Source organism: Laspinema olomoucense D3b (assembly GCF_025370785.1).
GTDB lineage: Bacteria > Cyanobacteriota > Cyanobacteriia > Cyanobacteriales > Laspinemataceae > Laspinema > Laspinema olomoucense.
Genome location: NZ_JAMXFA010000018.1, coordinates 95,649 through 120,554 on the forward strand (window position 1 = coordinate 95,649; position 24,906 = coordinate 120,554).

Annotated in this window: 23 protein-coding genes, 1 tRNA gene and 1 pseudogene; 9 read left to right on the forward strand and 16 right to left on the reverse strand. The window is 46.7% G+C overall.

Going from position 1 to position 24,906, the window contains the following annotated elements:
• Positions 1-14 precede the first annotated feature (14 nt).
• The 5 genes from NG792_RS15200 to crn3 are packed head-to-tail and all read right to left on the reverse strand — an operon-like array spanning position 15 to position 5,633.
• On the reverse strand, positions 15-479 hold the full coding sequence (locus NG792_RS15200) for a hypothetical protein (protein ID WP_261197515.1): 465 nt from the start codon (positions 477-479) through the stop codon (positions 15-17).
• Complete coding sequence (gene csx10 / locus NG792_RS15205) at positions 476-1,687, reverse strand: type III-D CRISPR-associated RAMP protein Csx10 (RefSeq protein WP_261197516.1); 1,212 nt, start codon at positions 1,685-1,687, stop codon at positions 476-478. Before csx10 ends, NG792_RS15200 begins: the two co-directional genes overlap by 4 nt.
• Positions 1,684-2,412: an RAMP superfamily CRISPR-associated protein gene (locus NG792_RS15210; RefSeq protein WP_261235929.1), complete on the reverse strand. Its 729-nt coding sequence runs from the start codon at positions 2,410-2,412 to the stop codon at positions 1,684-1,686. The genes csx10 and NG792_RS15210 overlap by 4 nt, the downstream gene beginning before the upstream one ends.
• Complete coding sequence (cas10, locus tag NG792_RS15215; RefSeq protein WP_261235930.1) at positions 2,409-4,676, reverse strand: type III-B CRISPR-associated protein Cas10/Cmr2; 2,268 nt, start codon at positions 4,674-4,676, stop codon at positions 2,409-2,411. Before cas10 ends, NG792_RS15210 begins: the two co-directional genes overlap by 4 nt.
• A 48-nt stretch (positions 4,677-4,724) precedes the next feature.
• Complete coding sequence (crn3, locus tag NG792_RS15220) at positions 4,725-5,633, reverse strand: CRISPR-associated ring nuclease Crn3/Csx3 (RefSeq protein ID WP_261197519.1); 909 nt, start codon at positions 5,631-5,633, stop codon at positions 4,725-4,727.
• A 65-nt stretch (positions 5,634-5,698) separates the two neighbouring features.
• Between crn3 and NG792_RS15225 the strand changes: the two genes are divergently transcribed.
• Positions 5,699-7,162 carry a TIGR03985 family CRISPR-associated protein gene (locus tag NG792_RS15225; RefSeq protein WP_261235931.1) on the forward strand — a complete coding sequence of 488 codons (1,464 nt, stop codon included), beginning with the start codon at positions 5,699-5,701 and terminating at the stop codon, positions 7,160-7,162.
• A gap of 108 nt (positions 7,163-7,270) precedes the next feature.
• Here NG792_RS15225 and NG792_RS15230 read toward each other — a convergent pair whose 3' ends face one another.
• From NG792_RS15230 to NG792_RS15250, 5 genes are all read right to left on the reverse strand, one after another.
• A complete protein-coding gene (locus tag NG792_RS15230) occupies positions 7,271-7,507 on the reverse strand; it encodes a hypothetical protein (protein ID WP_261197521.1) in 237 nt (78 codons plus the stop codon).
• A gap of 17 nt (positions 7,508-7,524) precedes the next feature.
• Positions 7,525-7,977, reverse strand: coding sequence for a PIN domain-containing protein (locus tag NG792_RS15235; protein ID WP_261235932.1), 453 nt, complete (start codon positions 7,975-7,977; stop codon positions 7,525-7,527).
• Between the two features lie 60 nt (positions 7,978-8,037).
• The gene (locus tag NG792_RS15240; protein WP_261235933.1) at positions 8,038-8,193 is read right to left on the reverse strand and encodes a hypothetical protein; all 156 of its coding nucleotides are present in this window, start codon (positions 8,191-8,193) and stop codon (positions 8,038-8,040) included.
• Positions 8,164-8,236, reverse strand: a tRNA-Phe gene (locus tag NG792_RS15245). Before NG792_RS15245 ends, NG792_RS15240 begins: the two co-directional genes overlap by 30 nt.
• Positions 8,237-8,352: 116 nt before the next feature.
• Positions 8,353-8,802 (reverse strand): PPC domain-containing protein, encoded by a 450-nt coding sequence (locus NG792_RS15250; RefSeq protein WP_261235934.1) that lies wholly within the window; start codon positions 8,800-8,802, stop codon positions 8,353-8,355.
• Positions 8,803-9,043: 241 nt separating this feature from the next.
• Here NG792_RS15250 and NG792_RS15255 point away from each other — a divergent pair, with 241 nt between their 5' ends.
• Positions 9,044-11,722, forward strand: coding sequence for a glycosyltransferase family 39 protein (locus NG792_RS15255; RefSeq protein WP_261235935.1), 2,679 nt, complete (start codon positions 9,044-9,046; stop codon positions 11,720-11,722).
• Positions 11,723-11,856: 134 nt separating this feature from the next.
• Here the strand turns inward: NG792_RS15255 and NG792_RS15260 are convergent, their stop codons facing one another.
• Positions 11,857-12,708, reverse strand: a complete 852-nt coding sequence (locus NG792_RS15260) for a PD-(D/E)XK nuclease family protein (protein ID WP_261235936.1) — start codon at positions 12,706-12,708, stop codon at positions 11,857-11,859.
• Entirely contained in the window at positions 12,705-13,292 is a 588-nt protein-coding gene (locus NG792_RS15265) for a PAP/fibrillin family protein (protein WP_261235937.1), read from the reverse strand. Before NG792_RS15265 ends, NG792_RS15260 begins: the two co-directional genes overlap by 4 nt.
• Positions 13,293-13,610: 318 nt before the next feature.
• Between NG792_RS15265 and NG792_RS15270 the strand changes: the two genes are divergently transcribed.
• The 3 genes from NG792_RS15270 (at position 13,611) to NG792_RS15280 (ending at position 16,275) form a co-directional block, all read left to right on the forward strand.
• A complete protein-coding gene (locus NG792_RS15270) occupies positions 13,611-13,844 on the forward strand; it encodes a DUF3134 domain-containing protein (protein ID WP_261197555.1) in 234 nt (77 codons plus the stop codon).
• A gap of 267 nt (positions 13,845-14,111) precedes the next feature.
• Positions 14,112-15,194 carry a phospho-N-acetylmuramoyl-pentapeptide-transferase gene (gene mraY / locus NG792_RS15275; RefSeq protein ID WP_261235938.1) on the forward strand — a complete coding sequence of 361 codons (1,083 nt, stop codon included), beginning with the start codon at positions 14,112-14,114 and terminating at the stop codon, positions 15,192-15,194.
• Between the two features lie 109 nt (positions 15,195-15,303).
• Positions 15,304-16,275 carry a glycosyltransferase family 2 protein gene (locus tag NG792_RS15280; protein ID WP_261197557.1) on the forward strand — a complete coding sequence of 324 codons (972 nt, stop codon included), beginning with the start codon at positions 15,304-15,306 and terminating at the stop codon, positions 16,273-16,275.
• A gap of 107 nt (positions 16,276-16,382) precedes the next feature.
• On the opposite strand, the gene NG792_RS15285 is transcribed toward NG792_RS15280, so the two are convergent.
• Together NG792_RS15285 and NG792_RS15290 are read right to left on the reverse strand one after the other, a co-directional pair.
• Entirely contained in the window at positions 16,383-17,147 is a 765-nt protein-coding gene (locus tag NG792_RS15285; RefSeq protein ID WP_261235939.1) for an HAD family hydrolase, read from the reverse strand.
• Between the two features lie 209 nt (positions 17,148-17,356).
• Positions 17,357-17,614 (reverse strand): annotated as a pseudogene (locus NG792_RS15290) (DUF1830 domain-containing protein); the annotation flags it as partial.
• Positions 17,615-17,998: 384 nt separating this feature from the next.
• Here NG792_RS15290 and NG792_RS15295 point away from each other — a divergent pair.
• From NG792_RS15295 to NG792_RS15305, 3 genes are all read left to right on the forward strand, one after another.
• Positions 17,999-19,186, forward strand: coding sequence for a M48 family peptidase (locus NG792_RS15295; protein WP_261235940.1), 1,188 nt, complete (start codon positions 17,999-18,001; stop codon positions 19,184-19,186).
• Between the two features lie 344 nt (positions 19,187-19,530).
• Complete coding sequence (locus NG792_RS15300; protein ID WP_261235941.1) at positions 19,531-20,445, forward strand: HipA domain-containing protein; 915 nt, start codon at positions 19,531-19,533, stop codon at positions 20,443-20,445.
• A 103-nt stretch (positions 20,446-20,548) separates the two neighbouring features.
• On the forward strand, positions 20,549-21,310 hold the full coding sequence (locus NG792_RS15305; protein WP_261235942.1) for an HIRAN domain-containing protein: 762 nt from the start codon (positions 20,549-20,551) through the stop codon (positions 21,308-21,310).
• Positions 21,311-21,410: 100 nt separating this feature from the next.
• Here NG792_RS15305 and NG792_RS15310 read toward each other — a convergent pair whose 3' ends face one another.
• Together NG792_RS15310 and NG792_RS15315 are read right to left on the reverse strand one after the other, a co-directional pair.
• Entirely contained in the window at positions 21,411-22,067 is a 657-nt protein-coding gene (locus tag NG792_RS15310; RefSeq protein WP_261197561.1) for an SH3 domain-containing protein, read from the reverse strand.
• A gap of 237 nt (positions 22,068-22,304) precedes the next feature.
• Positions 22,305-23,633 carry a mechanosensitive ion channel family protein gene (locus NG792_RS15315; RefSeq protein WP_261235943.1) on the reverse strand — a complete coding sequence of 443 codons (1,329 nt, stop codon included), beginning with the start codon at positions 23,631-23,633 and terminating at the stop codon, positions 22,305-22,307.
• A 306-nt stretch (positions 23,634-23,939) separates the two neighbouring features.
• On the opposite strand from NG792_RS15315, the gene NG792_RS15320 reads away from it, so the two are divergent.
• Entirely contained in the window at positions 23,940-24,839 is a 900-nt protein-coding gene (locus NG792_RS15320) for a DUF928 domain-containing protein (protein WP_261235944.1), read from the forward strand.
• Positions 24,840-24,906 lie beyond the last annotated feature (67 nt).

The window sequence follows — 24,906 nt, forward strand, 5'->3', positions numbered from 1 at the left end:
TTCTCCTAAGTTAATTATTTGCTTGACTTATTCAGAGATTTTTTATATCTCAAATACCGTGAGCCATATCCCAAGTACCGGCGAATTAGTTCAATATGAATATCTTTGTATTTTTCAGGCTCGGTTGCATTGGCTTTGGTGGCGATATCTTTAGAATCCTGGATGAGCCTATCAATATCATTAATGATTTTCTCGGCCAAAGAATCTTTGCCTTTCCCCCATTTGTCATCCCGTCCCATTTGATAGCGCAGAAAATTTTTGACGACCTCGGCACTATCTGTCGTTTCGGCAACCCGTAACACATTCCGAAACTGGGATTCTTCTAAGTTTCCATAGATTTTTTGGTCTAATGCCGATTGAATGCACTTGACTAAATCATCCTCAAATCGGCGGATCCCTTTTTGAATTTTTAGCTCAATCTGTTGCTTTTTCTGTTGCTCAATCTGTTGCTCAATCTGTTGCTCGGTGGATAAACTCATACAGCATTCTCCCGAAATACTAAATGAAATGGATTACAAACTAAAACTTGACCGAAACCTTCAGGGGTGCGATCGCCAACCCCAGAAACTTCTAATTTTGACAATGCCGGTTCCCACAGTTTGGGATTCTCTGTGCTAAATAGATAAACCCCTCCTTTGTTGGTAATCAATTCGATATCTTTCATCCGACCCCAGGCGCTATTCCACCCCGAACGATAGTCATAGCTGCTATAAGCTACGCATAATTCTAAGGAAGCGTCATCGACTCCCGCAAAGTCGCACAACATTGCTGGGGAAATCACTGTGGTGCGTAGCCAATCTTCCGTTAAGATGGCATCGGATTGTAAATCCAGGGTAAAATAGGTGTGCTTGTCTTGCCACTGCTGATTCTTTTTCCCAAAAATATTGTTCCAAGTTTGCCACCGTTGGCGCAATTGCTGATTAAATTTCGCCAACCGTTCGTTAAGATTATTTTTAACGTTACTTGCCTTGGGTTCTATCTTAACTTTACCCAATCCTCGCGAGGTTGCACCTCCCAATCGAAAATGGTGCTTCTGAATAAACCCGATTAGCGATTTGGCTAAGGCATCATCCTCAACGTAAATCTTACTGCGATAGATAGCTGGGTCGTTCTCTTTCCCTTGGGTTTCGTTGAGAACTTCAATGCTGTACAATATCTGCTCTTGAGCCGTGGCACGACGGCGATTAATTCCCACGCGGGTCAGCAGGCGTTTGGTTACAGCATGGGTTTGATACTGGCCTTTTTTCTGGCTAAAAAATGCGCTATAGGGTTCCACCCGACCTTCATTATCCGCCGGGTCGTTGGGGTCATAAGGATGACCAAATTGTTCCGCACAGAAGCGGTCAATTAAGGTATCGAAAACGCCATTGCCTTTCGGTTTAAACCCCGGTTTGGTTTTGGAACTCACTGCCGTAGTGGGTATCACCAGCACTTCGGTGTCAGTAGTACCCGGATAGGCATTGTGAAAAATAGCCGCGCGATCGCCTAAAAATAAGGTTTGAAAATCGCCTCCCTCCTGACTTAAATCCTGATTTTCCTGTCCCGACTGTTGCAGCAATACCGAGGCGACTGCACCCCGAATCACCGAACCGGGAATATAATCACTCGCTTCACTCACTGAACCTGGTTTTTTGACGCCGATCGCCAAGGGTGACTCAGCGGTAATGGTTAGCTCAATCTTGTTCATTCTACCCCTTTAGGTAATAGTTTCGACCAGATGTCATCCTCAATCTTAATGTCTTTTGGAGTGTGCCAAGTTAACCAACCCAATCCTGCCGATTTACTCCCTCCTAACGCATTAATATGCGGCAATGCTGACAAAATCAGCGCTTTCGCATAATCGGGAAAATTGGGTTGGAAATGAAGACTTCCCTCAAACTTTAACTCAGCATTGGGAGGAGAGGTTTCCAGAAAGTAAAGTTTTTTGTCCTCTGCGGTTTGCCGACGGCGATTAATCGTAACGCAGGGACGCAATACTTCCGGTAAATTGTCTGGATCTTCATCGCAAATCAAATCATCGACCAAAACTCGCGAAGCTAACGCCGGATTACCAAAGATTTGGCAAATTAAACAATGATGCCGCTGATCCGCTTCAATCCAATAATCGGACCGATTAAACTTCGCTTTGTCTTGATCCGAAAACCCAGCGAGTTGAGGACACATTGTTTCCGCCGTCGGAGACTCGCAAATGGGCCATTTTAATCCCCGCGCTAATTTTTCGCACTCGTGGCGCAATCGTCCTTTCAATTGCGATCCAGGAATCAATAATTTCCCATTCGCCATTCGCATGATGGGTTTATCGGCTAAGGAGCCTGTTGACCCTCCGGCGCCGACACATAATGCCGTATCGATAATCGCGGTTAAAGATATGGTTTCTCCTGAATTTTCCAGCAAGTTTTGTAGATAAATCATGTCAGACTTTCCTCGCGATCGCCTTCTTGATAACTGCCAACTGTTTCGCCGTTAATAAACGGATAAAGATCCACCATCTCCCGCCAGATTGTTTCGTAAACCTTGTCTTCACTTTCATACATCCAAGGTGCAATATTTCCGTTATTGGTTTTAGCTGGACACCAAGCATTGTCAAACTGCTTTTTGAGTAAGGCTTCTTTCTCGGGGTTTAACCGACTGCGGAAATATAAGTAGTTGAGGATAGCAGTTCGCTTCCCTTGTTCGATAAAACTGCGGATTTGATAGAGTTGCGATCGGGGAAATTCCGACTCTTTTAAAGCGGCGATCGTCTTAATCAATCCTCCAATTTCATACAGGGTATAGGGTGCGCCATACAGTTTTAGCGTCTGCTTGCCTTGTTCTTTGGTTAATCCACTCTCGCGAAACTCCTGAATATTCGAGGAAATCATCGTGACCGATTTTAGGGCCAAAATATCAATCGTGCCACCGTGGTAGCAGAAATCCTCTTTAAGCGTCTTCGCTTTTTTCTTCGCAGATTTTAGTAACTGATTTGTCAGTTTCTCCGCATAGTAAATTGGCGTACTGTAGGAGGTAATCAGCACCCCAGTGGACATACTCAATTGGCATTGCGAGGGTTGGGGTGGATTTTGGGGGTCTTGATACCGATGACAAGTGACTGGGTTGCTCAGGATATCCTTCTCGGTAATCTGATAGGTTGTTTTGTTGTTGGCAAGGAGAATTTTTTCAAATTCCTCCCCAATGGTTTGAGCAATAGCGAGTGCTTGATTGGCTGGCACGATTAGCATCACATCATCCCCGCCAATGGCAATAATTTCAAAGGGATGAATCCAGGTCCCATCGAGATGCTTTGAGTCAGGATTGGCTAAGTTTTGCAACTTGTAAGGGTTGAGGTGTTCCCTTAAAGCGCGGAAAACCGATTTTTTTGTTGCTTCAAAAATATCCTGGCTAAACTCCGTATATTCCTGGGGAGTTTGAATTTTCTGGATGTATCCCCCCATATTGTTTCCATCGGCATAGATGAAGGCGATAAATCCATCGCTATAATTGCCGATTTCTTCTGTTCGCTGTGCCTCCACAATTTTTGTGCTTTTGGGAACCGTCTGATAATATCTATTTGGACTTTTATGCACAAATTCTTCAAACTGATTCACCCAACTTTGAACATAACCGGGTTTCCAGTCCAGATTTAAGTGGGTGTACCACTCTGGAAGTTGTTCTGGTCCAAACTCTCGTTTTGAGAGCTGACCCATTAAGCGTTTACGGACTAACGTTTCGGAGAACCAAGGCTCTCCAGGAATCAGTGTTATATGAGCGATCGCCGATCGCTGCTGGTTCTCATCCCGCACCACATAAGGATGGGTTTCAAATATCGGCGGATACCGACGACTGGGACGAGACTCCTTGCCAGCCTCATTCCCATTCCTGCGCTGTTGAAAGAGGGACGCTAATTTCCCCGCCAACTCATTGAAACTCTTACGATTTTTAAACAATTCAACAATTTCTGCGTCGGTTTTCGGACTGCCAAAATACGCCTTAACTAGAGGTTGCTGGTAATTTTTGCGGTAGTCTTCCAGCCAAAATGTCTCCTCAATTGGGTCTTTCAGCAACCCTAGACGAATTTCTAACAGCCGGAAACTCGCTCCAACCGCACAGCTATTCGCCGTTAACGTTTCCTCGGTGTACCGCTTTTCGATCGCATTCGCTAAATCATCCACAAAGGCAGCGGGACAAAATGCCAGAATATTCCCCCCAGTGGAATAGATAATCAATTCTGGAATCAGTGCCTCTTTCAGACCCGAAAAGTTTTTATCCAGCCATTGAGACGCAGAGTGATCTTTAACTTTGCCAAAAAAAGCCGGAAGATCCACAAGATTGATGCGATCCAACAAAGCCGATGCACCGCGAATGTCTTGGAGGTTTGACGCCTCAAAAACATAGCCTTTGATTTTGGTTGCACCCCCATAAACTAAGCCGATCGCCGTTTGCTGTTGCCAGAGTTCGGGATAATCCTTTTTGATATCTGCCAAGCTAGGAAATGGCAAACTGTCCAGGCGTTTACTCAGTCCATCTAGCTTCTTAATCTGTTGAACAATTTCTCGGGTTTCTGCCGGGACTTCCTGACCATTCAATATGGCGTTTTGCATTTTTTGAAGCGTCGGCAGCGGTAAAAGAGACTCTCGTTCGTCTCCCCAAGCGAGACACCAGGCTAAAGCGGCGGTAATTTTAAGTTTTGTGTCAGTCATGATAATAATAGTGTGAACTTGAATAGTGGAATCAGAGGCGATCGCCGCCTAGGATAAAGCCGAGGTTCCCAAAAGCCCCTTAACCCGTTCCATCAACACCTCTGGTATGCCAGTCGCATCCCCCCGTACCCAGGGTCCGCAGGTGATTTCTAAATAAGGTTGCTCTTGGTGGAGGGTTTGGCATGGTTCTAAACTGCTGTGAATAACGGCAACCGGAATTAAATTTCCGCGATCGCGACAAAATTCGTGCCACGGTTCCACCGCCTCGGGTTTGGAACTAATAATTAAATAATGTGTACAGGCTTCTAATATCGGTTGCTTCTCTAGTTGTACCATGCCTCCCACATCGACAATTGTTAAAATTTTATTACGTCTGAGGTTGAGAATAGCTTGGGCGTGATACGGGAAAAACTCCGGAGTCAATCCCCCCTTATTTGCCGCCTTAAATATCTCCGGGTCAGCATCTTGGGCCAGTTCCAAGACATAATTCCCTTCGCCATCCCAGTTGGCCCGTTGGAGGTAAATATTCGGCTCAATTTCTAATAAGGCTTGAAATAAAGCATGAGATAAAATGCTTTTGCCGCTGTCTGGTGGTCCTACTATCATTAACGCTGAATTCAAAGTTTCCCCTGGGTCTTTTAGGGGAATCACTTGACCGATTTTCATAGTTTTAGAATGAGTGGCAACCACGACAGCCCCGAGTCTGGGGTCGTTGCAGGCCACCCAGGCGGTCGGATGTAACTCGTGGATTAAGTAGCCATACAGCCAAATGGGAGCGCGTCCATTAATCACGATTCCCTGGGTGGTATCGATGCCTTTCGGTAATTCTAACTTGCTCAGTTCTGCGGGGTAAATTACGCGATCGCTGCGCCTCAATTGTATAGTGAGCTGTTGATATCTCAACCCATTTGGAGCCTTTTGCTGAGTGATTTCCAGGTGAATGCCAGTTTCGGTCATGGGGTTTTCCTGAACTTGGAGTTTGTGTTACTATAGCATAGCCATTGAAGAGGGGTCTTCCATAAATGAGCGCGAGTTTTACTTATCCACCCAGTCCGGATATTTTGCAGTGGTTGGCGGGGGGACAGCTTGGGAATCGGTTGTTGCGATCGCTGCGGTTGTGGGTCTTATTAACCCAACTGTATGGAGAGAGGTCCCCTTGGGCGATGGACTTACCCCAACCCTTTGGTTATCCCCACCTGCGCGATCGCCTGTTTGCTCCCACTCACGGCAAAAGTGACCTATTGACCGCAGAACAGTTAGAATACCAATGCACCGATGGCCGCTGTATTTGTCACCGCACCGTCACCGAATTGCTGTTAACCGCCGAACAGTCCCCGGAGTCTTGGATGCCGGATGTCATCCACTTGAGTGGGTTGGCAACGGAGGAACTAGAGGAACTGGTGCAACAAGCGCCGTTTACCACGGTGCACCGTTCAATTCGCGATGATTTGAAGCAACTGGCGGAACTCGGCTGGTTAGAGTCCGTATCCCGAGGGAAATATCAATGTATCTCTCTGGAAGAATTGCCCAGGCTGCCTGGGTTACAGCGGGCGATCGCCCCTCAACCTGATGCCGCATTGTTATCCCTATCCCAAGTCCGGGAATTGTTACCCTTACTGGAAGATATTTCCTTCATTCAGCCGAATTTAGAAGTGCTGATCCAATCCTTATGGGAACAAGTCGCCTCCGATGCAAAACCAGCAGAACCCCTCGATAACCGAAGACAACGGCGGATTTTCATCCACCTGGATTACATCCTCTCTCCCGAGGTGCAAGAACAGGTAGACACTTATCAGGACCAACTGGAACAACTGTGGCGCACTTCTTCTTCGGGGGTAGTCCAGTTTGAGTATGAGTTGGCCCAAGGTGGCATTGTTCAATTCACCACTTATCCGGTTTGTTTACATTATGTGCGGCGGGCTAAGTATCTCAGCGCTTGGGGAGAAACGCCAGAGGGAGAGATGGGTTGGCACAATTATCGCTTAGACCGCATCACCTCCCCCAAACTCACCGTATTAGCTTGGGGTGACCCCCAGATTCCCAAGCTGTTGCGGGAGATGCGACGGGAAGGGGGTTTACCCACTTCCAAGGAGGTGGAGGCAGAGTTAGAGGCTGCTTGGGGGTTTAATTTTTATTTGCCGCGTAAGTTGCTGTTGTTGCGCTTTCCTCGGGATTTTGCCCGTCGCTATGTGGAGGGAACGGTGCGTCATGGAACGTTTGAGCCGGTGGAGTATGACTCATTGAGGGATTTAGTGAGGCGACAGGTACAGGATGAGGGCGATCGCACCGCAGCGTTGCAAGTTTTAGCAAACCGCAGTGAGACTGATGCCTATTATCGAGCCTGGATTCGCGAGGGGGATATTAATGTCCGAATGCGCTTACGCTCTTGGCGACCCAATGGCGAGGTGATTTTACCCCAGTCTCTCCGTCGTCAGATGGCACAGGAGGCAACCCGCGAACTCTCTCACTATCGTTCCCTGCTTTAGGCGATGGTTAGTGGTGAGGTCCGGGAACTCTCAACCCGGAAATCATCACCATTCCTGTGGAAGAAGACCGGGCTGTGCTAAATTCCTAATCTTTTTTCTGAATATCCTTTACTCCTCATCTGCTATGATTTCATCATATTGATTATTATCGGGTTTTTCGGCCTGCTTCATCGCTAAAAAAATATCGTTTAATGACATTTTTTCGAGCCATTGATGACGCTCTTGGGTATAGTCACCCTGACCCGGACTAAAGTATTGAATGAACCGAATGGTATCAACGACTCCTAATGAATCGATTAAGGCTTGATATCCTTTTTTGATAATTTCTTGCTGAGTTTTTGTCATTGTTGTGTTCAGGGTTATTAGGTAACGTTCAGTAGCCATTGAACAGGATTGTCAACGGGTACATGGATTAGCTGAATATTTCTTTTAGCTTTCTTGATCAGCCGGTCATCGGTGGATAAAAATATATCGGCACGAGTTCGTTCGGCACTGGCAAGGTGGATGGCATCGTAGCTTGAAAAGCCTAATTTAACAAGTTCTAGGGAACGGTTTTCTATGGATGAGCTGGCGATCGCCTTAATTTTAGCAAGTCTCAGGATTGCCTTAACGTTCTTAAGTTTTTCCAAATCGGGAATTTGAGCGAGTTCTACATCTAAAGCAGCGCTGGTGATGAGTTGCCATTGTCCGGATTCGCATTGACTCAAGATAGCGAGGATAGCTTGGGTTTCTAAGGCAATGCGAGTCTGGGTTTGGTCATCAAAGGGACGATTCAGGCAACAAGCATCGAGATAAATTCTGTAGTTGTCACTCATATCCGGTGCATCCTCTCGCTTAATCGTTCTGACATCATTTCCGGCGTGATGGCTTGAATTTTAGCGTAAGGCTATTTTTGCAACAGTCTGAGGCATCGGTTCGAGGGTGGTGATGTCGCGGTCTTTCCATGAATAATAAAAAGCGCCAAAACCTTTGATATTTGAAGGTTTCAGCGCTTCTAGCGATGCCAGGAACGAGACTTGAACTCGTGACACGAGGATTTTCAGTCCTCTGCTCTACCAACTGAGCTATCCCGGCTGGTTTTTTCATGCTTAACTAACATAGCAAATATTTCTGAAATTGGCAAGCGTTTTTTGAAAAATTTTTTGAGGCGTGATTTTTGTAGCAACATTTGTAATCACGCCTCAAAGGGATTAGATAGGGCGAAGACGAGTGACTTTGAGGTTAAACTCTCCTATGCCCCCTTCGCCAAAGGCTCGTACTCGGACGATATAATTCCCGGCCTCGGTGATTCGGGAAAATAAGAGGGAGTTGGTGGTCCCATCAGGGCCATCATCATTCTCGGCGATCGTCATGCCATTCGGTCCGATCATCGTAACAATGCTGTCAAAACTATCGGAGAGGAGGTCGATCACTACTTGATCTCCCGGTTGTAAGCTGACGATATAATCCCGGGCAAATCCACCTTGTCCGGTGGGAATATCTCGTTCAGATAAGGTATCTGTGATTTCATTATTGGATGGCAACTGGATGGGGTTGTACATATCTTGAGCGCCAACGCTGGCGGCACTCATGGCGATCGCCAAGGCGGTGGCAGGCAGGATCGAGACTAGGCGGAAGTTGACCATAAAAGATTTAACCATGAAGAAATGAGAACTCAAGAGACTCCATAAAATTTCTGGCAGACTGAGCAGAAATCGGGGAAAGGAAAATTTAATTTTTGCGGTCTACCATCGGTGATCACCATGATATAGATGGCAATCTAGCATAGAATCCGGTGAGGATTGCTGCTGAGTGGGAGGGAATTCGGAGTACCCTGGTGTATCTACAGCGTTGCGGGTGGCGATTTCTAACGATCCATGAAAATCAGGAGGATTTTGGCGGGTGAAGAACTATCAAAAATATCACGGTTGGTTGACGATCGCCGGTTTATGGTTGCTAGGGGCATTCTGCGATCGCCTCTGGTTTGCCCTCGATCGCTCAATACCCGCTTGGGATCAGGCCGATTATTTAACTGGGGCCTTAAACTACTGGCACGCATTACAAACCCCCCAGTGGTTTTCCGGGGATTGGTGGCGCAGTTTATGGTTACTGTCCTCTAAAATACCACCGGCGACTTACATCATCACCGCTTTTTTTCACAATTTATTTGGGATTGGACCCGATCACGCCACCCTGGTTTACCTCTTCTTTAGCGCAATTTTACTCCCTTCAGTCTATGGTTTAGGTCGCTTGCTGTTTAACCCCAAAATAGGTGTTTGGGCGGCAGCTTTATGTCTGATGTTTCCCGGTTTATATCATGCACGTCTGGATTTTCTTCTGGATTTTCCCCTCACTACCCTAGTAACTTTTTCTTTCTATTCTCTCACCCGGTGGAAGGTCACCGAACCGTTAGCGTTAACATCTTTACCCTCGGAAAATCCCCCTCGATATGACATTTCCTTTGTTCTGAGGTCTCCCGCTTGTCAAGCTTGGTTTTGGGCCGTCGTCTTGGGATTATCTGTCGGATTATCCCTGCTGATCAAACAAACTGCTTTATTCTTTCTCATCACCCCACTGGTTTGGGTGATTGTGAGTACGATTAAAAACCGGCATTGGGTCAGATTCCTGCAGTTAATGGTGGCGTTTTTGGTGACGGGGTTAGTGATGTATCCCTGGTATCGCACTAATTGGTTACTGGTGTTCACAGGTAGTCAACGTGCGGCTATTCAGGCGGCAGTAGTCGAAGGTGACCCGGCAATTCATACGCTTCCCGCTTGGACATTTTATGGAGAACAACTCCCTAATCATGTATCCTGGCCGTTTCTGGTGGTTCCCCTGGCCGGATTTGTCTTTTCTTGGTGGCGTTCACGAGGCGATCGCCACTTAACGGAGTTGACCGCAGATTTGGAAAATCCTGTCTGGAAAAGCTATTTTAATTCTCCCTTCAAATGGTTGGCCATTTTTTGGGCCGGGTCTTATATATTACTTTCTTTAATTCTGAATAAAGATTTTCGCTATGTCTTACCCTATCTGCCTGTGGTTTCCCTGGTGTTAGCTTATGGATTGATGCTGTTTCCTGCCAATTGGGGAAAATGGGTGCGTTGGGGGACTTGTAGTGCGGCGCTGGTGTTGATTTTGGCCGATGTGTGGCCGGTTTATGAGTGGCATCCGGATGTGGCATCTCATCATGCCTATCGGGGACCGGATTGGCCGCATCAAGAGGCGATCGCAGAAATTATGGAAACCACTCCCTATTTGCGATCGACTTTGGGGGTGTTACCTTCAACGCCGATGATTAATCAGCATAATTTGAATTACTATGGGAATTTGCAACAATTTCAAGTCTATGGCAGGCAGGTGGGTACGCGGCGATCGCACGTTGCACAAGATGCGCGATCGCTGGATTGGTTTTTGACTAAGACGGGAAATCAGGGTTCGGTCCCCACGGAGGCACAAGCGGCGATCGTGGCACTGGTGGAAACGGGAGGTGAATTTGATTTACAGGCGAGTTGGCCGTTACCCGATGACAGTACCCTGAATTTGTATCATCATCGCTTGCCAATGGTCACCGTTGAGGCATTGGAGGCATCTGCGACTCCAGCAACTATTACCCTCGATCGCGTGACGGTTCCGGCGCAATCTCCTCCCGGTGTGCCGATTCCGGTTACTTATGAATGGACGGGAGATTGGGACTCGTTGCGGGATGGAGTGGTGGTTTTAACTTGGCAGTTGCAGAGTCCGGCAGGATCTCCCTCGTTGCGTGAGTCTTGGTTGCATGATCATGGGATTGGCAAGGGTGAGTTACAAGCAGTGACGGCACCGTTACAGGCGAGGGTGATAGAACGGATGGCGATGTTACCGCCAGGGGATGTGACCCCGGGAACTTATACTTTGGCGGCGACTTATTTGAATCGCAAAACTGGGGAAACTCAAGAGCTCAATGTGCCTCGGGTGGCGATCGCCATTAATCCCGCAGCAACGGCGACTCCGGCACCGGAACTGGATTGGATCACCCAGTTGCGATCGCTGTCTGCGACATTACCCCAAGGACCGAAGGCGTTAGACTTTATTTTTGATGACATGGCACGGGTTAATCAATATGACCCAATTCAAGATTATCTTATTCAAGCGGAAAAATCCCTGCAGTATCGGTTACAACAAGACCCCAAAAATGTACAATTTGCTTACAATTTAGCCTTTAGTCATGTTTTGCAGCAGGATGTGAAAGGAGCAATATCTGCTTTTGAACGGGTGGTGCAACTGGATTCAGAAAATCCTTATGCTTATGCTTATTTAGGGTTTGTGAATCTGTATGGTTGGCAGCCCCGACAAGGGGAACCTGCTATTAAACAGGCGCTTGAATTAGGACCAGAGGGGATAGAAGTGCAGTTATTGTATGGGATTTCGGCATTGATGCAGGGGAATATTTTCCAAACTTGGTCTCGCTTGCGTGGGTTTATTCCGCCTTCGGTGCAATTCTGGGTTGTCTTGATTGGATGGATGATATTATTTCTGTTAGGAGTAATTATTGTGGTAATTGGGGCTAAATATCGAAAGGGTTTGGGTAAGAAATTTCAGTAGATTTAAGAAATTATATCAAGTCCGGTGGATTAACCTAAAAAACCCTTTTTTCTCCTTAATCCCCCTTCCTTTGCAAGGAAGGGGGTAAAGGGGGTTAGGTCAGTGTGGGCGATCGCGCAAACATGATATTAGGTTTACAATTCTACTTCTTCAATGTCAGAAAAAGCTGTGATGCGATCGCCTTCATTGACCCGAAACCCAGAATCGGGTCCCCGCTGACAGCGGGTGAGAAAGGGACAAGAGTCACAGACTCCCTCAGTTAGAGCAACTTGGGGAAATGGTTTTCGGCTTTCATAGTCTTCGGTCCAACTGTTCAACTGATTTAACAAGTGAGTGAGATATTGCGCCGTTTCTTGATGTTTAATAGAATTATAGTGGAATGTCCAAGATTCGCACTTGGACAGGCGATCATCCCCCGTTTCCGCAGATTGCACAAACCAATAGGTCATGGTAATGTCTTCCGGTGCATAATCGCTAGTTTCCGCTAACACAAACGGATACAAGCGGGTTTGCCAGTTCTCTTCTAAAGTGCGGTCTTTTTTGGGCAGGGGATAGGTTTTCCAATCCAGGATTTGAGCACGGGTTGCATCGGCGATGATTAAATCATAAATAACCGTGAATAAATACCCTTGAAAATTCATGATGCGCCGATGTTCCGCTGCTCTAAATTGGCGATTTCCAGGAGATTCCGGTTTAAACAGGTCCGGTGCAGCCTCAAGTAACCCCGTATAACACCGCCGCATTTGTTCATCTGCTTGCAGCAAGACTTCCACGGGTAACCCGAGTTCTCGTTGCTGCATTAACAGGTGAAACCGACTCCCCCAAAGCATTTTCTCTCGTTGGTCGGGGGTGACGGGGGAAGAGAGATGTTCCAGATAAGTATATTGAAACTTGCGCGGGCAAGTTTGCAGCATATTCAGTTGGCCTTGGGAGAGGCGATTTTGGCTAGTGACGGGAAAATTTTCTCGGGTGGCGTGGGCATTCATGATGATTTGGTTAATACAAAAATACTATCTTTATTCCCTCTTCCAATCCGTAAATCGCGATCGAGATAGGTGATATCTAACCACCCTTGTTGTTCTCCGCTGGGAATTTGGAAATCCAGGGCGAGAAATTTTTTGCCCGTTTCAATTTGGTTGATGAAAGCGTCGGGGGATTGATATCCAATTAGACTCTGCAATCCGGCAACAGCCCGCTCAAATTTTACTTCAACTCGCCGTTCAGAAACTACTTCAAATCGAGCCGCTACGCTGACTAAAACATCTAGGTAGGGCAATCCAGAAATTTCGGCAATATTATAAATTTTGCCTTGAGTGGGACGCACGCATTGATAAATCTGGCCTAAACTTGCCAGGGGAAAGCGATCGAGGCGGAGGAGTTCGTCGCTAGTGGTGTACAGCAGTCGCCAATTTCCCCCTAAGAGATCCGTTGCTTCCACGGGACGGGGGGTGGGGTTGCGGTCCTCCAGTTGGGAAACCGCTGCTAGAATGGCTTGTTTTTGGGAGGGGGTGGCGAGTATTCCGCGATTTTTCCCGGCGATCGCCTCTAATAATTCTGTTTTGCCAATCATTCACACTTCCTCAAGTTCAACTCAGCAGCTTCTACCATTATGGAGGCCATTCTGTTGCAGATGCAGGGGATGTTGAGTCTTTCTCGGTCCAAAACCGGGGGAATGACTCTATTTCCGATAAAATTGTCAAGGGGTACTGTTCAGGGTCAGCCCGTCGTCTCTGTTTCTCAGAAGCTGTTGACAAGGGTTGACAAGGGTCTACAGCGCCGGAGTCTCCAAACTTCTGCTCTAGAAGGGGACACTCCCCGCGACACCCACTCCCGCCACAGTTTGCCCGATCTCGTTAAGTTTGAGCGACTTTACTTTCAGGAGTTTTAGATGTACAACCCGTCTCTACGCGAAGAATCTCGTTATAAAATTGCTGATGTGATTCCTTTGCAACAAGAAACGTCTATCCTTGATTGGCTAGAATCCAATGGTCGCTTGATTGCCCGGGAGGACAAAGAGAGTGAGTATGCCATTGATGAAGAAGAAATTGCTGCACTCATGTCTGTAGAAGATAGCACCTACGATGATGATGATGATGATCATGAGTTAGTTGAGGAAGACTAAACCTCTGACTTCCAGTATTAACCAAGGCTAAATCTACCTGTGGTCCCCTCGCTGGTGTTTTGAGTGGGGAGGCCCACAGACCTCTCCCCAACCCCCTTCCCGAAGAGGGGAGGGGTTTGGGGAGGAGTCTGTGGGCGTGTAACCTTCCTGTTTGAACTTGTTGTTCGGTTTTGGAGCATTTTATATGGAGATTCACCGGAGAAGCGATCGCCGAGCTTGGAGTAACAGTCTGTGTGGAGTGAGGATATTAAATCAGTGGACGCAAAAATGGGATCGGTTCAGTCGTTGAACCTGTCAGGAACTCGTTTATTTTGGCTCTTAACCGTTGCCGTGACTGGGGCATCCCTCATCCTGGATGGGTTGAATGGGAGAGTCGCCAATCTGGGTGAAACCTTGACCCTACCCCTGTTTGCCTGTACTTTGGCAACCGTTGCTGTCGGGTACTGGGTAGTTCCTGCCCTGCAACGACTCAAAACTGGACAAGTGATTCGAGAGGATGGTCCTCAAAGTCATTTGAAAAAAGCAGGCACTCCGACAATGGGCGGGGTGTTTTTTATTCCGGTGGCAACCCTCGTGGCGCTGATTTGGTCAGGGTTTGCACCGGAGGCGACTGCGGCAGTCGCCCTCACCCTCAGTTATGGTTTTATTGGCTGGTTGGATGACTGGCAAATTCTGAGGCGCAAGTCGAATAAAGGCATTTCTCCGAAAATGAAATTGGCCTTACAATTTGGTTTCGGCGCGCTCTTTTGTGTGGGATTGGCTTTAACTCAACCCCCAACGATTACTAATATTACCCTCCCCTTTGGCGTCGTTTTACCGTTAGGTTTCTTCTTTTGGATCCTAGCCCAATTCGTCCTGGTTGCGGAAAGTAATGCGACAAATTTAACTGATGGTGTTGATGGATTGATGGGAGGAACCGGGGCAGTCGCCTTTCTGGGATTAGGTGCATTAGTCGCCTCCACCCATCCCAGTTTAGGAATTTTCTGTGCCTGCATCAGTGGTAGCTGTCTCGGTTTTGTCGCCTATAATCGCAACCCAGCGCGAGTTTTTATGGGGGATACGGGGTCTCTTGCCTTGGGCGGGGCCTTAGCTGCGGTTGCCCTTACCAGTGATAGTCTTTGGGCTTTATTTATCATCAGTGGACTGTTCTTTGTGGAATCCCTCTCGGTGATTGCCCAGGTGCTTTATTATAAAGCCACTAAAGGACCCGATGGCATTGGCAAACGACTGTTTAAAATGGCTCCAATTCATCATCATTTAGAACTGAGTGGCTGGTCAGAATTGCAAATCGTCGCTGCATTTTATGTGATTTGTGGGGTTCTGGCTCTCCTCGGTTTGGCTTTGGGCTAATTCTCGTTTCGCTTCGGCGTAGTGACTCCCCTCCAATGGCGCACAATTGTGCGCCATTGTCATTTAAAATTAGTTAAAATCAGTTAAAATTATTCTTTTATAAATTCTGATGAACCCTGAACTCCTATCCCAACCGATGCCGCCCTCGTTTTTGCCCCAAGTATCCGTCGTGGTGCCGGTTTATAATGGTGAAAAAGATTTACCGGACTTGATAGACTGCCTGCGATCGCAAACCTATCCCCGGGAAAAGGTAGAGTATATTATTGTGGATAATAATAGCAGCGATCGCACCCCAACTCTCCTCCAAGATGCGGTTCAAAACACCCCAGAAATCACCCTTCGTCCCCTGAGCGAACCTGAAATCCAAAGTTCCTACGCTGCCCGTAACACCGGCATCCGCGCCGCTACGGGGGAATTCCTCGCCTTTACCGATGCTGATTGTCGTCCGGAACCCAACTGGTTATTATCCTTAATTCAGCCCTTTGTTAACCCCAAAATTGGAATTGTCGTCGGAGAAATTGCCGCCTTACCGGGAAAAACCCTCCTAGAACAACATTCCGAACGGGAAGAAACTCTTTCCCAAAAACATACCTTAGCTCATCCCTTTTGTCCCTACGGACAAACGGCAAATCTGGGCATTCGTCGGTCTATTTTTGGCGAAGTTGGGTTATTTCGCAGTTATTTAACAACCGGAGGAGATGCGGATATCTGCTGGCGCATCCTGAAAGAAACCGAATGGAGGTTAGAATTTGCCCCCAGTGCGATCGTCAAACATCGACATCGGACAACCTTGAAAGAGTTACAAAGTCAATGGCGCAGATATGGCAAGTCTAATCGCTACTTACATGAACTCCACGGGATTGATTTGATGAGAGAATTTGACCAACGGGAATATCTTTATCGATTAAGTCGCTGGGTTTTAAAAGAGTTACCCCTAAATATTTTAAAAGCATTTGCTAAAAAAGCCACCCTCGCTGATATCCTCTCTACCCCCATCGGTTTAATCTGTGTCCAAGCGCGATCGCAAGGTCAAAGAGAAGCTAACCTATCAGAAACCGCCCGAAAAATTGATTCCCTATAACCCATTGTAGGGGCGATTGTCGAACCGCCCCTACATTCGTTTTCTAATGTTCGTAGTAACGGCTAAAGTCGTTTCCGAGTGCGCGTAGTTCCCACAAAACGAACAACTCATCCCCTCTGTTGCAACTGTCGCGCCAATGCCAAATCAAAATAAGTCGCTTCACCGGCATCCCCAGATAAAACCGTAAAGGGTTCATCCGGTTCCCCGAGAGAATCTATCACCAATTCTGCTCCGGTAAAATCTTGATTTCGGGTATAATTATTAATGGTAATCACCGTTTTCACCCCAGCGGCTTGAGCGGCTAATAATCCTTGATTGGAATCCTCGATCGCCAAGCAATCCTCGGGGTTTAACTTTAATGCCTGGACGGCATATTGATAGATATCAGGTTCGGGTTTTTTAACTGCAACCATATCCCCAGCAGCAATCACTTCAAACCAGCTAGGACCATCCGGCGCGATCGCACTTTTTAACAACGCCTCTACATTATGGGGATCAGAAGTCGTGGCGATCGCCAGACGCACTCCCTCCCGTTTTGCTTCCTGCATTAACCGCAACACCCCAGGACGTAAGGGGATCAGATCTACCACCAACTGACCAAAATACTTATTTTTAATCTCATGCACATCGACAACAAACTGATCTAAATCCTGATTGGGAATCGGGAAATCTGACTGATACTGCTGCACATAATGTCGGATTCGTTCCTTCCCTCCGCCAATCTCTAGTAACTCTCCATAAAACTCTACCGACCATTCCCAATCTAACCCCACCTCCCTAAATGCCCGGTTAAACGCGGGACGATGAGCATCTCGCTCAGTTTCAGCCAAAGTCCCATCCACATCAAAAATCAAAGCACGAAGTTCACTCATCACCCAACCCTTTAAAAATATTTAACCACAGATTACCCTAATTATCACAAACTTAATCAGTGCAAATCTGTGTAATCTGTGGTTAGTAATCTGTGGTTATCCATCTTAACAATATTTCAGGTTTTAAATTCGATATCTTTTATCGACGAACCCCTCGGGCGTTCAGTCTGGGATTTTCCCAAAAAAATGCCAAGTTAAACCTGTTTCTATTCATCACAAAGCAGGCGAGCGCACGGAATCGTATCCGAGAGAATCGCCCCTGCCATTCCTCCTGTATGCACTTCTAACAGGGACTGTTCAGGAGCCTTAAACAGGAGCCGTTGTCCGGGAAACATGACCCGTTCAAAATACCAATTAGCAATATTACAGATTCGGATAATCTGAATTTTGCTGGTAATGTTAACGTAGCAGCAAAGAATGTCCGTACCATTACCTATAACTGTTTCGGGAGCCTGGAGTTGAGCCATTGTTCAGAGCCTCTTTTTTATCAAATTACCGACGCACAGGGCTGCGCTGAGTGCAACCCTCTCTTTGATATTAACCTTTTGTTACATTATTGGGGATCAATCTTAAGATTGTGTTAATATTTGGAGTTTTGAATCTAAAAATCCTTGCCCTATCAGGGTTTCAGCCTAATCAGTAACAAATTCAACCCTTCAAATACTGCAATTCATAAATTTTTAATCCGTAATTATGAATTGGCAATAGCTAATTTACACCAAAAAATTCTCTCCTGACGACAACGAGTATTCTTCCGGGGATCACTCCCAGTTGAGGATTTGCAGCAGCAATCCCTTTGCTGTTACCCTCAAACATGAATCGCCACGGGGATCGCCCCAGGAGGAAACGGCATGATTCGGATTCAGGGAATCGTCAAAGCAGCACAAATCGCCAGAAGTCAGTTACAGGAAGGAGTCCCCCCCAGTCGGCGGCTCAGTTTTCAGCAATTCGTCCAAGAAACCCTCGGCAAGATTGAAGAAATCTGTGCCAACGCCAATATGAGTCCCTCGCAACTCCCGGCACCCTCGCGCAAAGCGTATGATTTCCTGGCACAAATCGACTTATCTAACCTGCCTGTGGCATCCCAGAATAGTCCCTCCGTATCCGTACAACCGATTCGCCTCAAAAATATTCGCAATCAACAACAGCAGTTTTTAGCCGCGATCGCCTCCATCGTCGCCAATTCGCAAAACAGTCATTCACAAACACAGCAACTACTCAAGAGTCTTCAAAAAACCGCTGCCGCAATCGAAGCAATCTGCACTCAACAGAATGCCACCCCTGCTCAATTAAACAAAACGTCCAGGCAGACTTATGCTTGGATAAAATTTTTAACCGACGAGGCGAATTTAGAACGCCATTTGAATACAACAAGACGCACCCAGAAACTTGCCGAAAAAATGCTGTGGAGTCAGATGCAGCATCCCTGCAAAACCATTGCCGTTGAGTTTATAAATATCACCCATCTGTACAAAGGAAAAATCAGCCCATTAGAGGCATCTGCACAAATTAACCAAGCATTTATCAACGCTGATGATGAGATTTTAGCCGCCCTGGTTAGATTAGCATTTCTGGGCAAAAATCAAGAAGATAGTCAAGCTATTAAAAAGTACGCTCTTTCCGAAGAATACAGCGAAGTTGTGTTAGAGCTGGATTTGATTGCTGATACAGCAGCGGAAAATCCCCAAGGAAAATGCTACAACCTCGATCGCCTGTTTCTCACCCTCAACCAAGAGTATTTTGGGGGGAAAATGGTCAAACCGCGCCTAAGCTGGAATCGGTCCTTTACCACCCGCAAATTCGGCCATTATGAACGCGGACGCGATCGCGTGGTATTAAGTATTAGCTTAGATAGCGATCGGGTTCCGCAATATGTCGTTGAGTTCGTCTTGTATCACGAGTTGCTCCACAAACAGCATGAAGGAAAATGGGTCAATGGGCGCTTAAATGTGCATACCCCAGAATTTCGCCAAGACGAGCAGAAGTTCCGCAAGTATAAAGAGGCGGATCAATGGCTCACTCGGTTGGCATCGGAGTAGGAGAGTTTGGGAAGGGAGAGACAATAGATCTGGAGTAAACGTAAAATTTTATAAATTTTAGAGGCTATCATGAATCCTATTAAGAGGATATAGCAATTTTCCTATTCATGAGGTACGTTTATGCGAGCCCCCCTAGCCCCCCTTCCCAAGGGGGGGACCGTCCAAGTCCCCCTTGCAAAGGGGAATTTAGGGGGATCATTGATGTACTTCACCAACAAGAGAAAGGCTATAATTGAATCATTACTCACCGCTAGTAATGGTTTTCTAATTGCTTGGCTACAATACAAAATAAGGTTAGTAACCTTTAACTTAATTCGATAAATCTCATTTATAGAACTAAAGTGATGTCAGAATTGTTCCCCATTATAGAAATTCCAGAAAATGCTACTCAAGAAGTAGAACAACTAGGAACTAAATATAAATTTTGGTTTAACCATCCTGAATTGGGTAATTGCCTCTATAAACAATCTCGTCCCAATACCGGAGAAGATTGGTCAGAAAAGATAGCGGCTGAATTATGTAAATTAGTGGGATTACCTCATGCTAAGATTGAGTTAGCAAGCTGGAAAGCTATTCGGGGCACGGTTTCACCCTCATTCCTACCGGAAAGGGGAAAACTCACGTTAGGTAATGAGATTCTTGCTCGAATGATGCCGGAATATCCTAAATTTGCTTTTCAAGTATCCGAACATACCCTAAATGTTGTATTAGATGCCATTTGCAATACGGGGGTAACCCCTCCAATTAATTGGACTCTCCCAGCAGGAATCGAGACAGCCGTAGAGACTTTTATTGGCTATTTACTGTTAGATGCTTGGATCGGAAATAGCGATCGCCATCACGAAAACTGGGGAATTGTCGAGCTTCCAGAACCGTCAACGGGTCAAACCCTCAGCTATTTGGCCCCTACTTATGACCACGCATCGAGCCTCGGACGCGAATTACTGGACCTTAAGCGGCAACAGAAACTCAATAATTGCGCTGTTACTGCTTATGTCAATAAATGTAGGTCCGCACTTTATGCGAATCCCGAAGACAAATACCCGATGAAGACTTTTGATACCTTTTGCGAAGCTGCAAAACACTATCCTGATGCTGCTAATATTTGGCTGAAGCGGTTATGCGCTGTGTCAGAAGCCGATACTCATGCACTATTTAATCAAATTCCGAGAGATAGAATCACTCCCATTGCCATTTCTTTTTCTCAAGAAATCTTAAGTTGTAATAAAATGAGACTAAGGCAGCTAAATAGTTTTTAGTCTGCTGAGGTGCAAGTAGTTTCTGTATTCAGTCCTTGACAAGGAAATGGCTGTTTCGAGGCTTGAACCTCATAAGTACAGAAAATTTTCTAAAAGAGGGGTTATGTTAAAAAAATTGTTTATTGCTTGGCAAGATCCAGGGAGTCGGGCTTGGTTCGCGATCGCCCAATTAACTCACTCGGGAGAGTCCTATCAATTTCGTTATCTCCAAGGCGTTAAAGAGGCTCGGAAAAAATCAGGGTTTCAAGGGTTATACTCCTTTCCAAATTTAGAAAAAATATATGAATCTACTGAACTTTTTCCCTTTTTCTCCAATCGAATTTTAAGACGATCGCGTCCTGATTATCCAGATTATATGAATTGGTTAAATTTGCCTGAGTCAGAATACGACCCAATGGCAATGCTTTCTCGCAGTGGAGGGACCAAGGTTACCGATCATTTTGCCCTGTTTCCCTATCCGGAATTAGACGATCGCGGACGGTATCATCTCTACTTTTTTACACATGGGTTACGATATTTACCTACTACCAGTGCCGATCGCATTCTGACTCTGCAAGTGGGCGATCGGCTATTCTTGATGCACGACTTCCAAAACGAATTTGATCGCCTTGCCTTGATGTTACGGACTGAAGATGCTCATTTAGTCGGTTACTGTCCCAGATATTTGCGAGAGGATATCTTTGATGTTTTCCAGCAGAATCCTCATGCCGTAACGATTACTGTAGAGCGCGTTAATCCGCCACCGGCCTTTTTGCCAATGCGGTTACTCTGTCATTTGACCGTTGGTTGGGAAGGGTTCCAGCCCTTTTCTAGTCCAATGTATCAACTGCTGCCCGAAGCCGTCGCTGTTTTAGAATCATCCTGAGATGCTGTGACTTAGCCCTGGATTTGATTTACGCTAAATTTATAAAATAATCCCCCTTTTTTAAGACAAAAGAGGGATTATTTATTCCAATTAAACCCAATTAACTTGGGGGACAAAGGGTTAAACTATCGGCAGAAATATAACCATTAATGGGGAATGTAATCTGAACCCAATCTCGGGGTTCGCCGTTGATATCTCGGACGAGTTGATAATTCTCAACTAAGGTGACTCGTGCAGCAGCATCAACTCCGCCTTTGTAGGCGGAAAGGCGGGACGGATTTTCGCGAATGGCTAACCCTCGGGGTGCGCGATCGCCATTGACTTCTCGACACAAGTTAACCGGGGTTGGTCCGGTACTGGGTACGGGAGTTGTTCCCACTTGTTCGATACAATAGCCCAAATTGCTGGTATTGCCATCTCCATTAGATATATATCCCGGCACGGGGGCAGCAATTTCGATCCATTGGCGTCCGTCAGGTCCTTGGATACCTTGAAATCCTTGGACTAAGGTCACTTGTTCCTTAAAGGGAACAAATCCCACCTGGGGACTGCCCGGATTCGGTCCTTGGCGGATAATTAACCCCGAGGGGGCGAGGGTGCGACGGCAGAAACTTTGGGTTGCCTGTGCCTGTGCCTGTTGCCAGGAGGGACTTGAGGCGGTAACGGTTTGAGCAGTTCCCGTTAGTAATCCTCCGGCGATCGCCAATAAGCTCACAAATGCTGCCGGTAAGTTCGAGTGAGTAACTTTTCTCATCATTTCATCTCCAAATTGACTAAAAACTGTCGTATTATTATGAGTTAGTTATAACCCATAATTTTTAGCTTTAAATCAGTCTGGAGATAGGTATTGGCTCCCTCTCCCGGGAACCATCACGGACAGCATCACTATCCATCTCCCTGGGGGGAGTCTCCTGAGTAAAACGTCAGCCAACCTTCCCCGGTTTCGTTCTCTTCGAGGGTGATTAGGCAAGATTGAATCAGGGATTCCCGAGCTTTAGCCCGGAGGTGGGGAACACTGAATCGAGGGAGGTAAATTCCGAAAAGTTAAGGTATAAATCTCCGTCGGCATTTCGATATTTGCACCCTCTAATGCCTCTTTAATTTTTTGAGCGCCTTGAGAGGTCATTTCCAAAAATTCGGCTCGTCTGGAATCCACCCAAAAGCGAATTTCTAAATTAATCGTACTGGCAGCCAATTCCTGAACGAGGACTTCGGGTGCCGGACTGGGTTCTATTAAATCAAGTTCATCCAGGGCTTTTAAAATGGCGGCTTTCGCTTGGTCGATGTCGGCTTTATAATCAATACCAACTATCACCGATGTGCGGCGTCGAGGTGAAGCGGTATTGTTGGTAATACTGGATGAAAAAACTTCTTGATTCGGAATATAAATCAGCCGTCCATCATAGGTTTTAATGGTTGTGGCGCGGAGTTGAACTTCGGTAACCGTGCCTTCATAGTCACCGATCGCAATCTGGTCACCAATGCGGAAGGGACGAACAGCGAGTAAAATGACTCCGGCAATATAGTTACTTAAAACATCTTTCAAACTAAACCCTAGGGCCACACTGGTGAGACCCAATGCTCCCAGCAAAGCCGCAAAATCTAGCCCTAAAACTCCCAAGGCAATCACCCAACCTACGACCCAAATTGCCCCATAACCTAATCGAGAAATTAACAGTTCTGTACTGTGATCCCCTTCAGTTTTTTGCGCCCAACTATAGGCCACTCTGCGAACAGCAATAGCCAAAACCCAGGTTAATAAGATGACAATTAATGCTCCCACCAAGGAGGGTAAGTTACCAATGGCATCTTGAAGTAAATTCCGCACCGTGGCATTGAGGCGTTGGGCAACATCGATCGCCAGGGGAGGACGATCAAACGCTTGGTTTAATTCCTCTGCCCACTGATTGGCTAAAACTTGAGCATTTTCAACACCAAAATCCTCCGCATCCTGCTGGATTACCGTCATAATCACCCGGTTGTTGACTTGCAACGTTGCATAATTTTCGGCCTGGTTATACTGAACTGTAATCGAGTCTACGGTTTCCGATTGACCCCTCAGACTGCTGAGGCGTCGGTTGATAATCTGCGCCCGCTCTCGTGCGCTCAGATTTCCCACACTGCCGACTTGAAAAATCGGTCTGCCTTGCACAATAACATCAGCAAAAAAGGGTTCAGTCAACCCGGGTACACTCTCCTCCGTTGCCGGTGAGGGGTGAGGCATGGGCATCTCCTCTTGTGCGAAACTCGGGGAAGCGATCGCCATCATCGCACCTAAGAGCAACCCCCCCAGGTAAGCCGTCCTCCTGAGTTGTACTTGCATTGGGATTTGTTTTAACATGATTATCTAATCAAGGGTCAACGCTACTGCCTTACATTTTGAGCTACAATCGTACCTCCGTTGCTTCCCCCTTATGGTATATCTTCAGCCCCAGTTCACCGGGAAGCCAGTGCTTTCCTTGGGATGACTTTCATCCTATTTTAAAGATTACAGCAGCGATAAATTAGCCCAAATCCCTGTTAACCTTTCTTTTTAGAGAACAAAAAATCTTGAATAAGAGACTTAAGACGTAAAAGGACAAATTTCCCCCTGAAAATTTGATTCATTCATACAGGAGAGCGTTGTATTATGCCTGGGCAAAAGACCCCTCTATCTCTAATTCCCGTTGGGTTCGCCGTCTTAGTGGCGATCGCCATCGTCTCTCGCCTGTCAACACCGCTACAGGCAAGCGCTACCGCCAGAGAAATCGCCCCCGCAACCCCAGGCGGGGAACTACTCACCCAAGGGGATCCCCTGGATCCGCCAACGGATCAGCCCTCTCCCTTACAAGGTTCGGCAGGAGGAACCCGCTTTTATCAGCCGCCTCTGCTCGAACCGCCTTCCCCAGGACTTCCTATTAACAACGGAATTCGCGGCAAATGTCCCGTTGATCTCGATCTCCCCTCGGAATCTCTCACTGCCTTGATGCCTTCCTCGGGAGTCGGGTTAACCCTAGCGGGAAATTCCACTAGCTTTTTGATTTATTTGCCCTCGACTTCGGCCCTTACCGGGGAATTGATCCTGCAAGATGAAACGGGGACAGAACAGCTTTATCAGATGATGGTGACACTCACCAATACCCCTGGCATTATCAAGCTCACTGTTCCCCTGGATGAACTATCCTTAAAAAGCGGCGAGTATTATCGATGGTACTTTAGTATTCTGTGCGATCCGACCGATCGCGCCGCCGATTTGTTCGTCTCGGGATGGCTTAAACCGATGGATGTGAGTCCCAGCTTAATGGCGGACCTGGACAATGCCGCAACTCCCCTGGAACGCGCTGAAATTTATGGAAAAAATGGTTTTTGGTATCCCACACTCGAACTGTTAGCCGATATCCAGCAGTCCTCCACTGACTTTTCCACGGAAGCCAAAATCGGGTGGGATGAACTGCTGAGTTCGGAGGTTGTTAATCTCGAATCTCTGGTAAACCAACCTTTTTTAGAATGCTGTGAGATGGAAAATCAACCCCTACCAGCCCAGCCCTAAACGGACTTTCATCCGAGAAACTTTTGGGCGATACCGCAGCGATCGCCCGCATCAGTTGACATCCAAC

Bases quoted from the DNA above. Each gene is read 5' to 3' on its own strand.
- NG792_RS15200 (WP_261197515.1), bottom strand. From the start codon at position 479: ATGAGTTTATCCACCGAGCAACAGATTGAGCAACAGATTGAGCAACAG.
- csx10 (WP_261197516.1), bottom strand. From the start codon at position 1,687: ATGAACAAGATTGAGCTAACCATTACCGCTGAGTCACCCTTGGCGATC.
- NG792_RS15210 (WP_261235929.1), bottom strand. From the start codon at position 2,412: ATGATTTATCTACAAAACTTGCTGGAAAATTCAGGAGAAACCATATCT.
- cas10 (WP_261235930.1), bottom strand. From the start codon at position 4,676: ATGACTGACACAAAACTTAAAATTACCGCCGCTTTAGCCTGGTGTCTC.
- crn3 (WP_261197519.1), bottom strand. From the start codon at position 5,633: ATGACCGAAACTGGCATTCACCTGGAAATCACTCAGCAAAAGGCTCCA.
- NG792_RS15225 (WP_261235931.1), top strand. From the start codon at position 5,699: ATGAGCGCGAGTTTTACTTATCCACCCAGTCCGGATATTTTGCAGTGG.
- NG792_RS15230 (WP_261197521.1), bottom strand. From the start codon at position 7,507: ATGACAAAAACTCAGCAAGAAATTATCAAAAAAGGATATCAAGCCTTA.
- NG792_RS15235 (WP_261235932.1), bottom strand. From the start codon at position 7,977: ATGAGTGACAACTACAGAATTTATCTCGATGCTTGTTGCCTGAATCGT.
- NG792_RS15250 (WP_261235934.1), bottom strand. From the start codon at position 8,802: ATGGTTAAATCTTTTATGGTCAACTTCCGCCTAGTCTCGATCCTGCCT.
- NG792_RS15260 (WP_261235936.1), bottom strand. From the start codon at position 12,708: ATGAATGCCCACGCCACCCGAGAAAATTTTCCCGTCACTAGCCAAAAT.
- NG792_RS15265 (WP_261235937.1), bottom strand. From the start codon at position 13,292: ATGATTGGCAAAACAGAATTATTAGAGGCGATCGCCGGGAAAAATCGC.
- NG792_RS15270 (WP_261197555.1), top strand. From the start codon at position 13,611: ATGTACAACCCGTCTCTACGCGAAGAATCTCGTTATAAAATTGCTGAT.
- mraY (WP_261235938.1), top strand. From the start codon at position 14,112: ATGGGATCGGTTCAGTCGTTGAACCTGTCAGGAACTCGTTTATTTTGG.
- NG792_RS15280 (WP_261197557.1), top strand. From the start codon at position 15,304: ATGAACCCTGAACTCCTATCCCAACCGATGCCGCCCTCGTTTTTGCCC.
- NG792_RS15285 (WP_261235939.1), bottom strand. From the start codon at position 17,147: ATGAGTGAACTTCGTGCTTTGATTTTTGATGTGGATGGGACTTTGGCT.
- NG792_RS15295 (WP_261235940.1), top strand. From the start codon at position 17,999: ATGATTCGGATTCAGGGAATCGTCAAAGCAGCACAAATCGCCAGAAGT.
- NG792_RS15300 (WP_261235941.1), top strand. From the start codon at position 19,531: ATGTCAGAATTGTTCCCCATTATAGAAATTCCAGAAAATGCTACTCAA.
- NG792_RS15305 (WP_261235942.1), top strand. From the start codon at position 20,549: ATGTTAAAAAAATTGTTTATTGCTTGGCAAGATCCAGGGAGTCGGGCT.
- NG792_RS15310 (WP_261197561.1), bottom strand. From the start codon at position 22,067: ATGATGAGAAAAGTTACTCACTCGAACTTACCGGCAGCATTTGTGAGC.
- NG792_RS15315 (WP_261235943.1), bottom strand. From the start codon at position 23,633: ATGCAAGTACAACTCAGGAGGACGGCTTACCTGGGGGGGTTGCTCTTA.
- NG792_RS15320 (WP_261235944.1), top strand. From the start codon at position 23,940: ATGCCTGGGCAAAAGACCCCTCTATCTCTAATTCCCGTTGGGTTCGCC.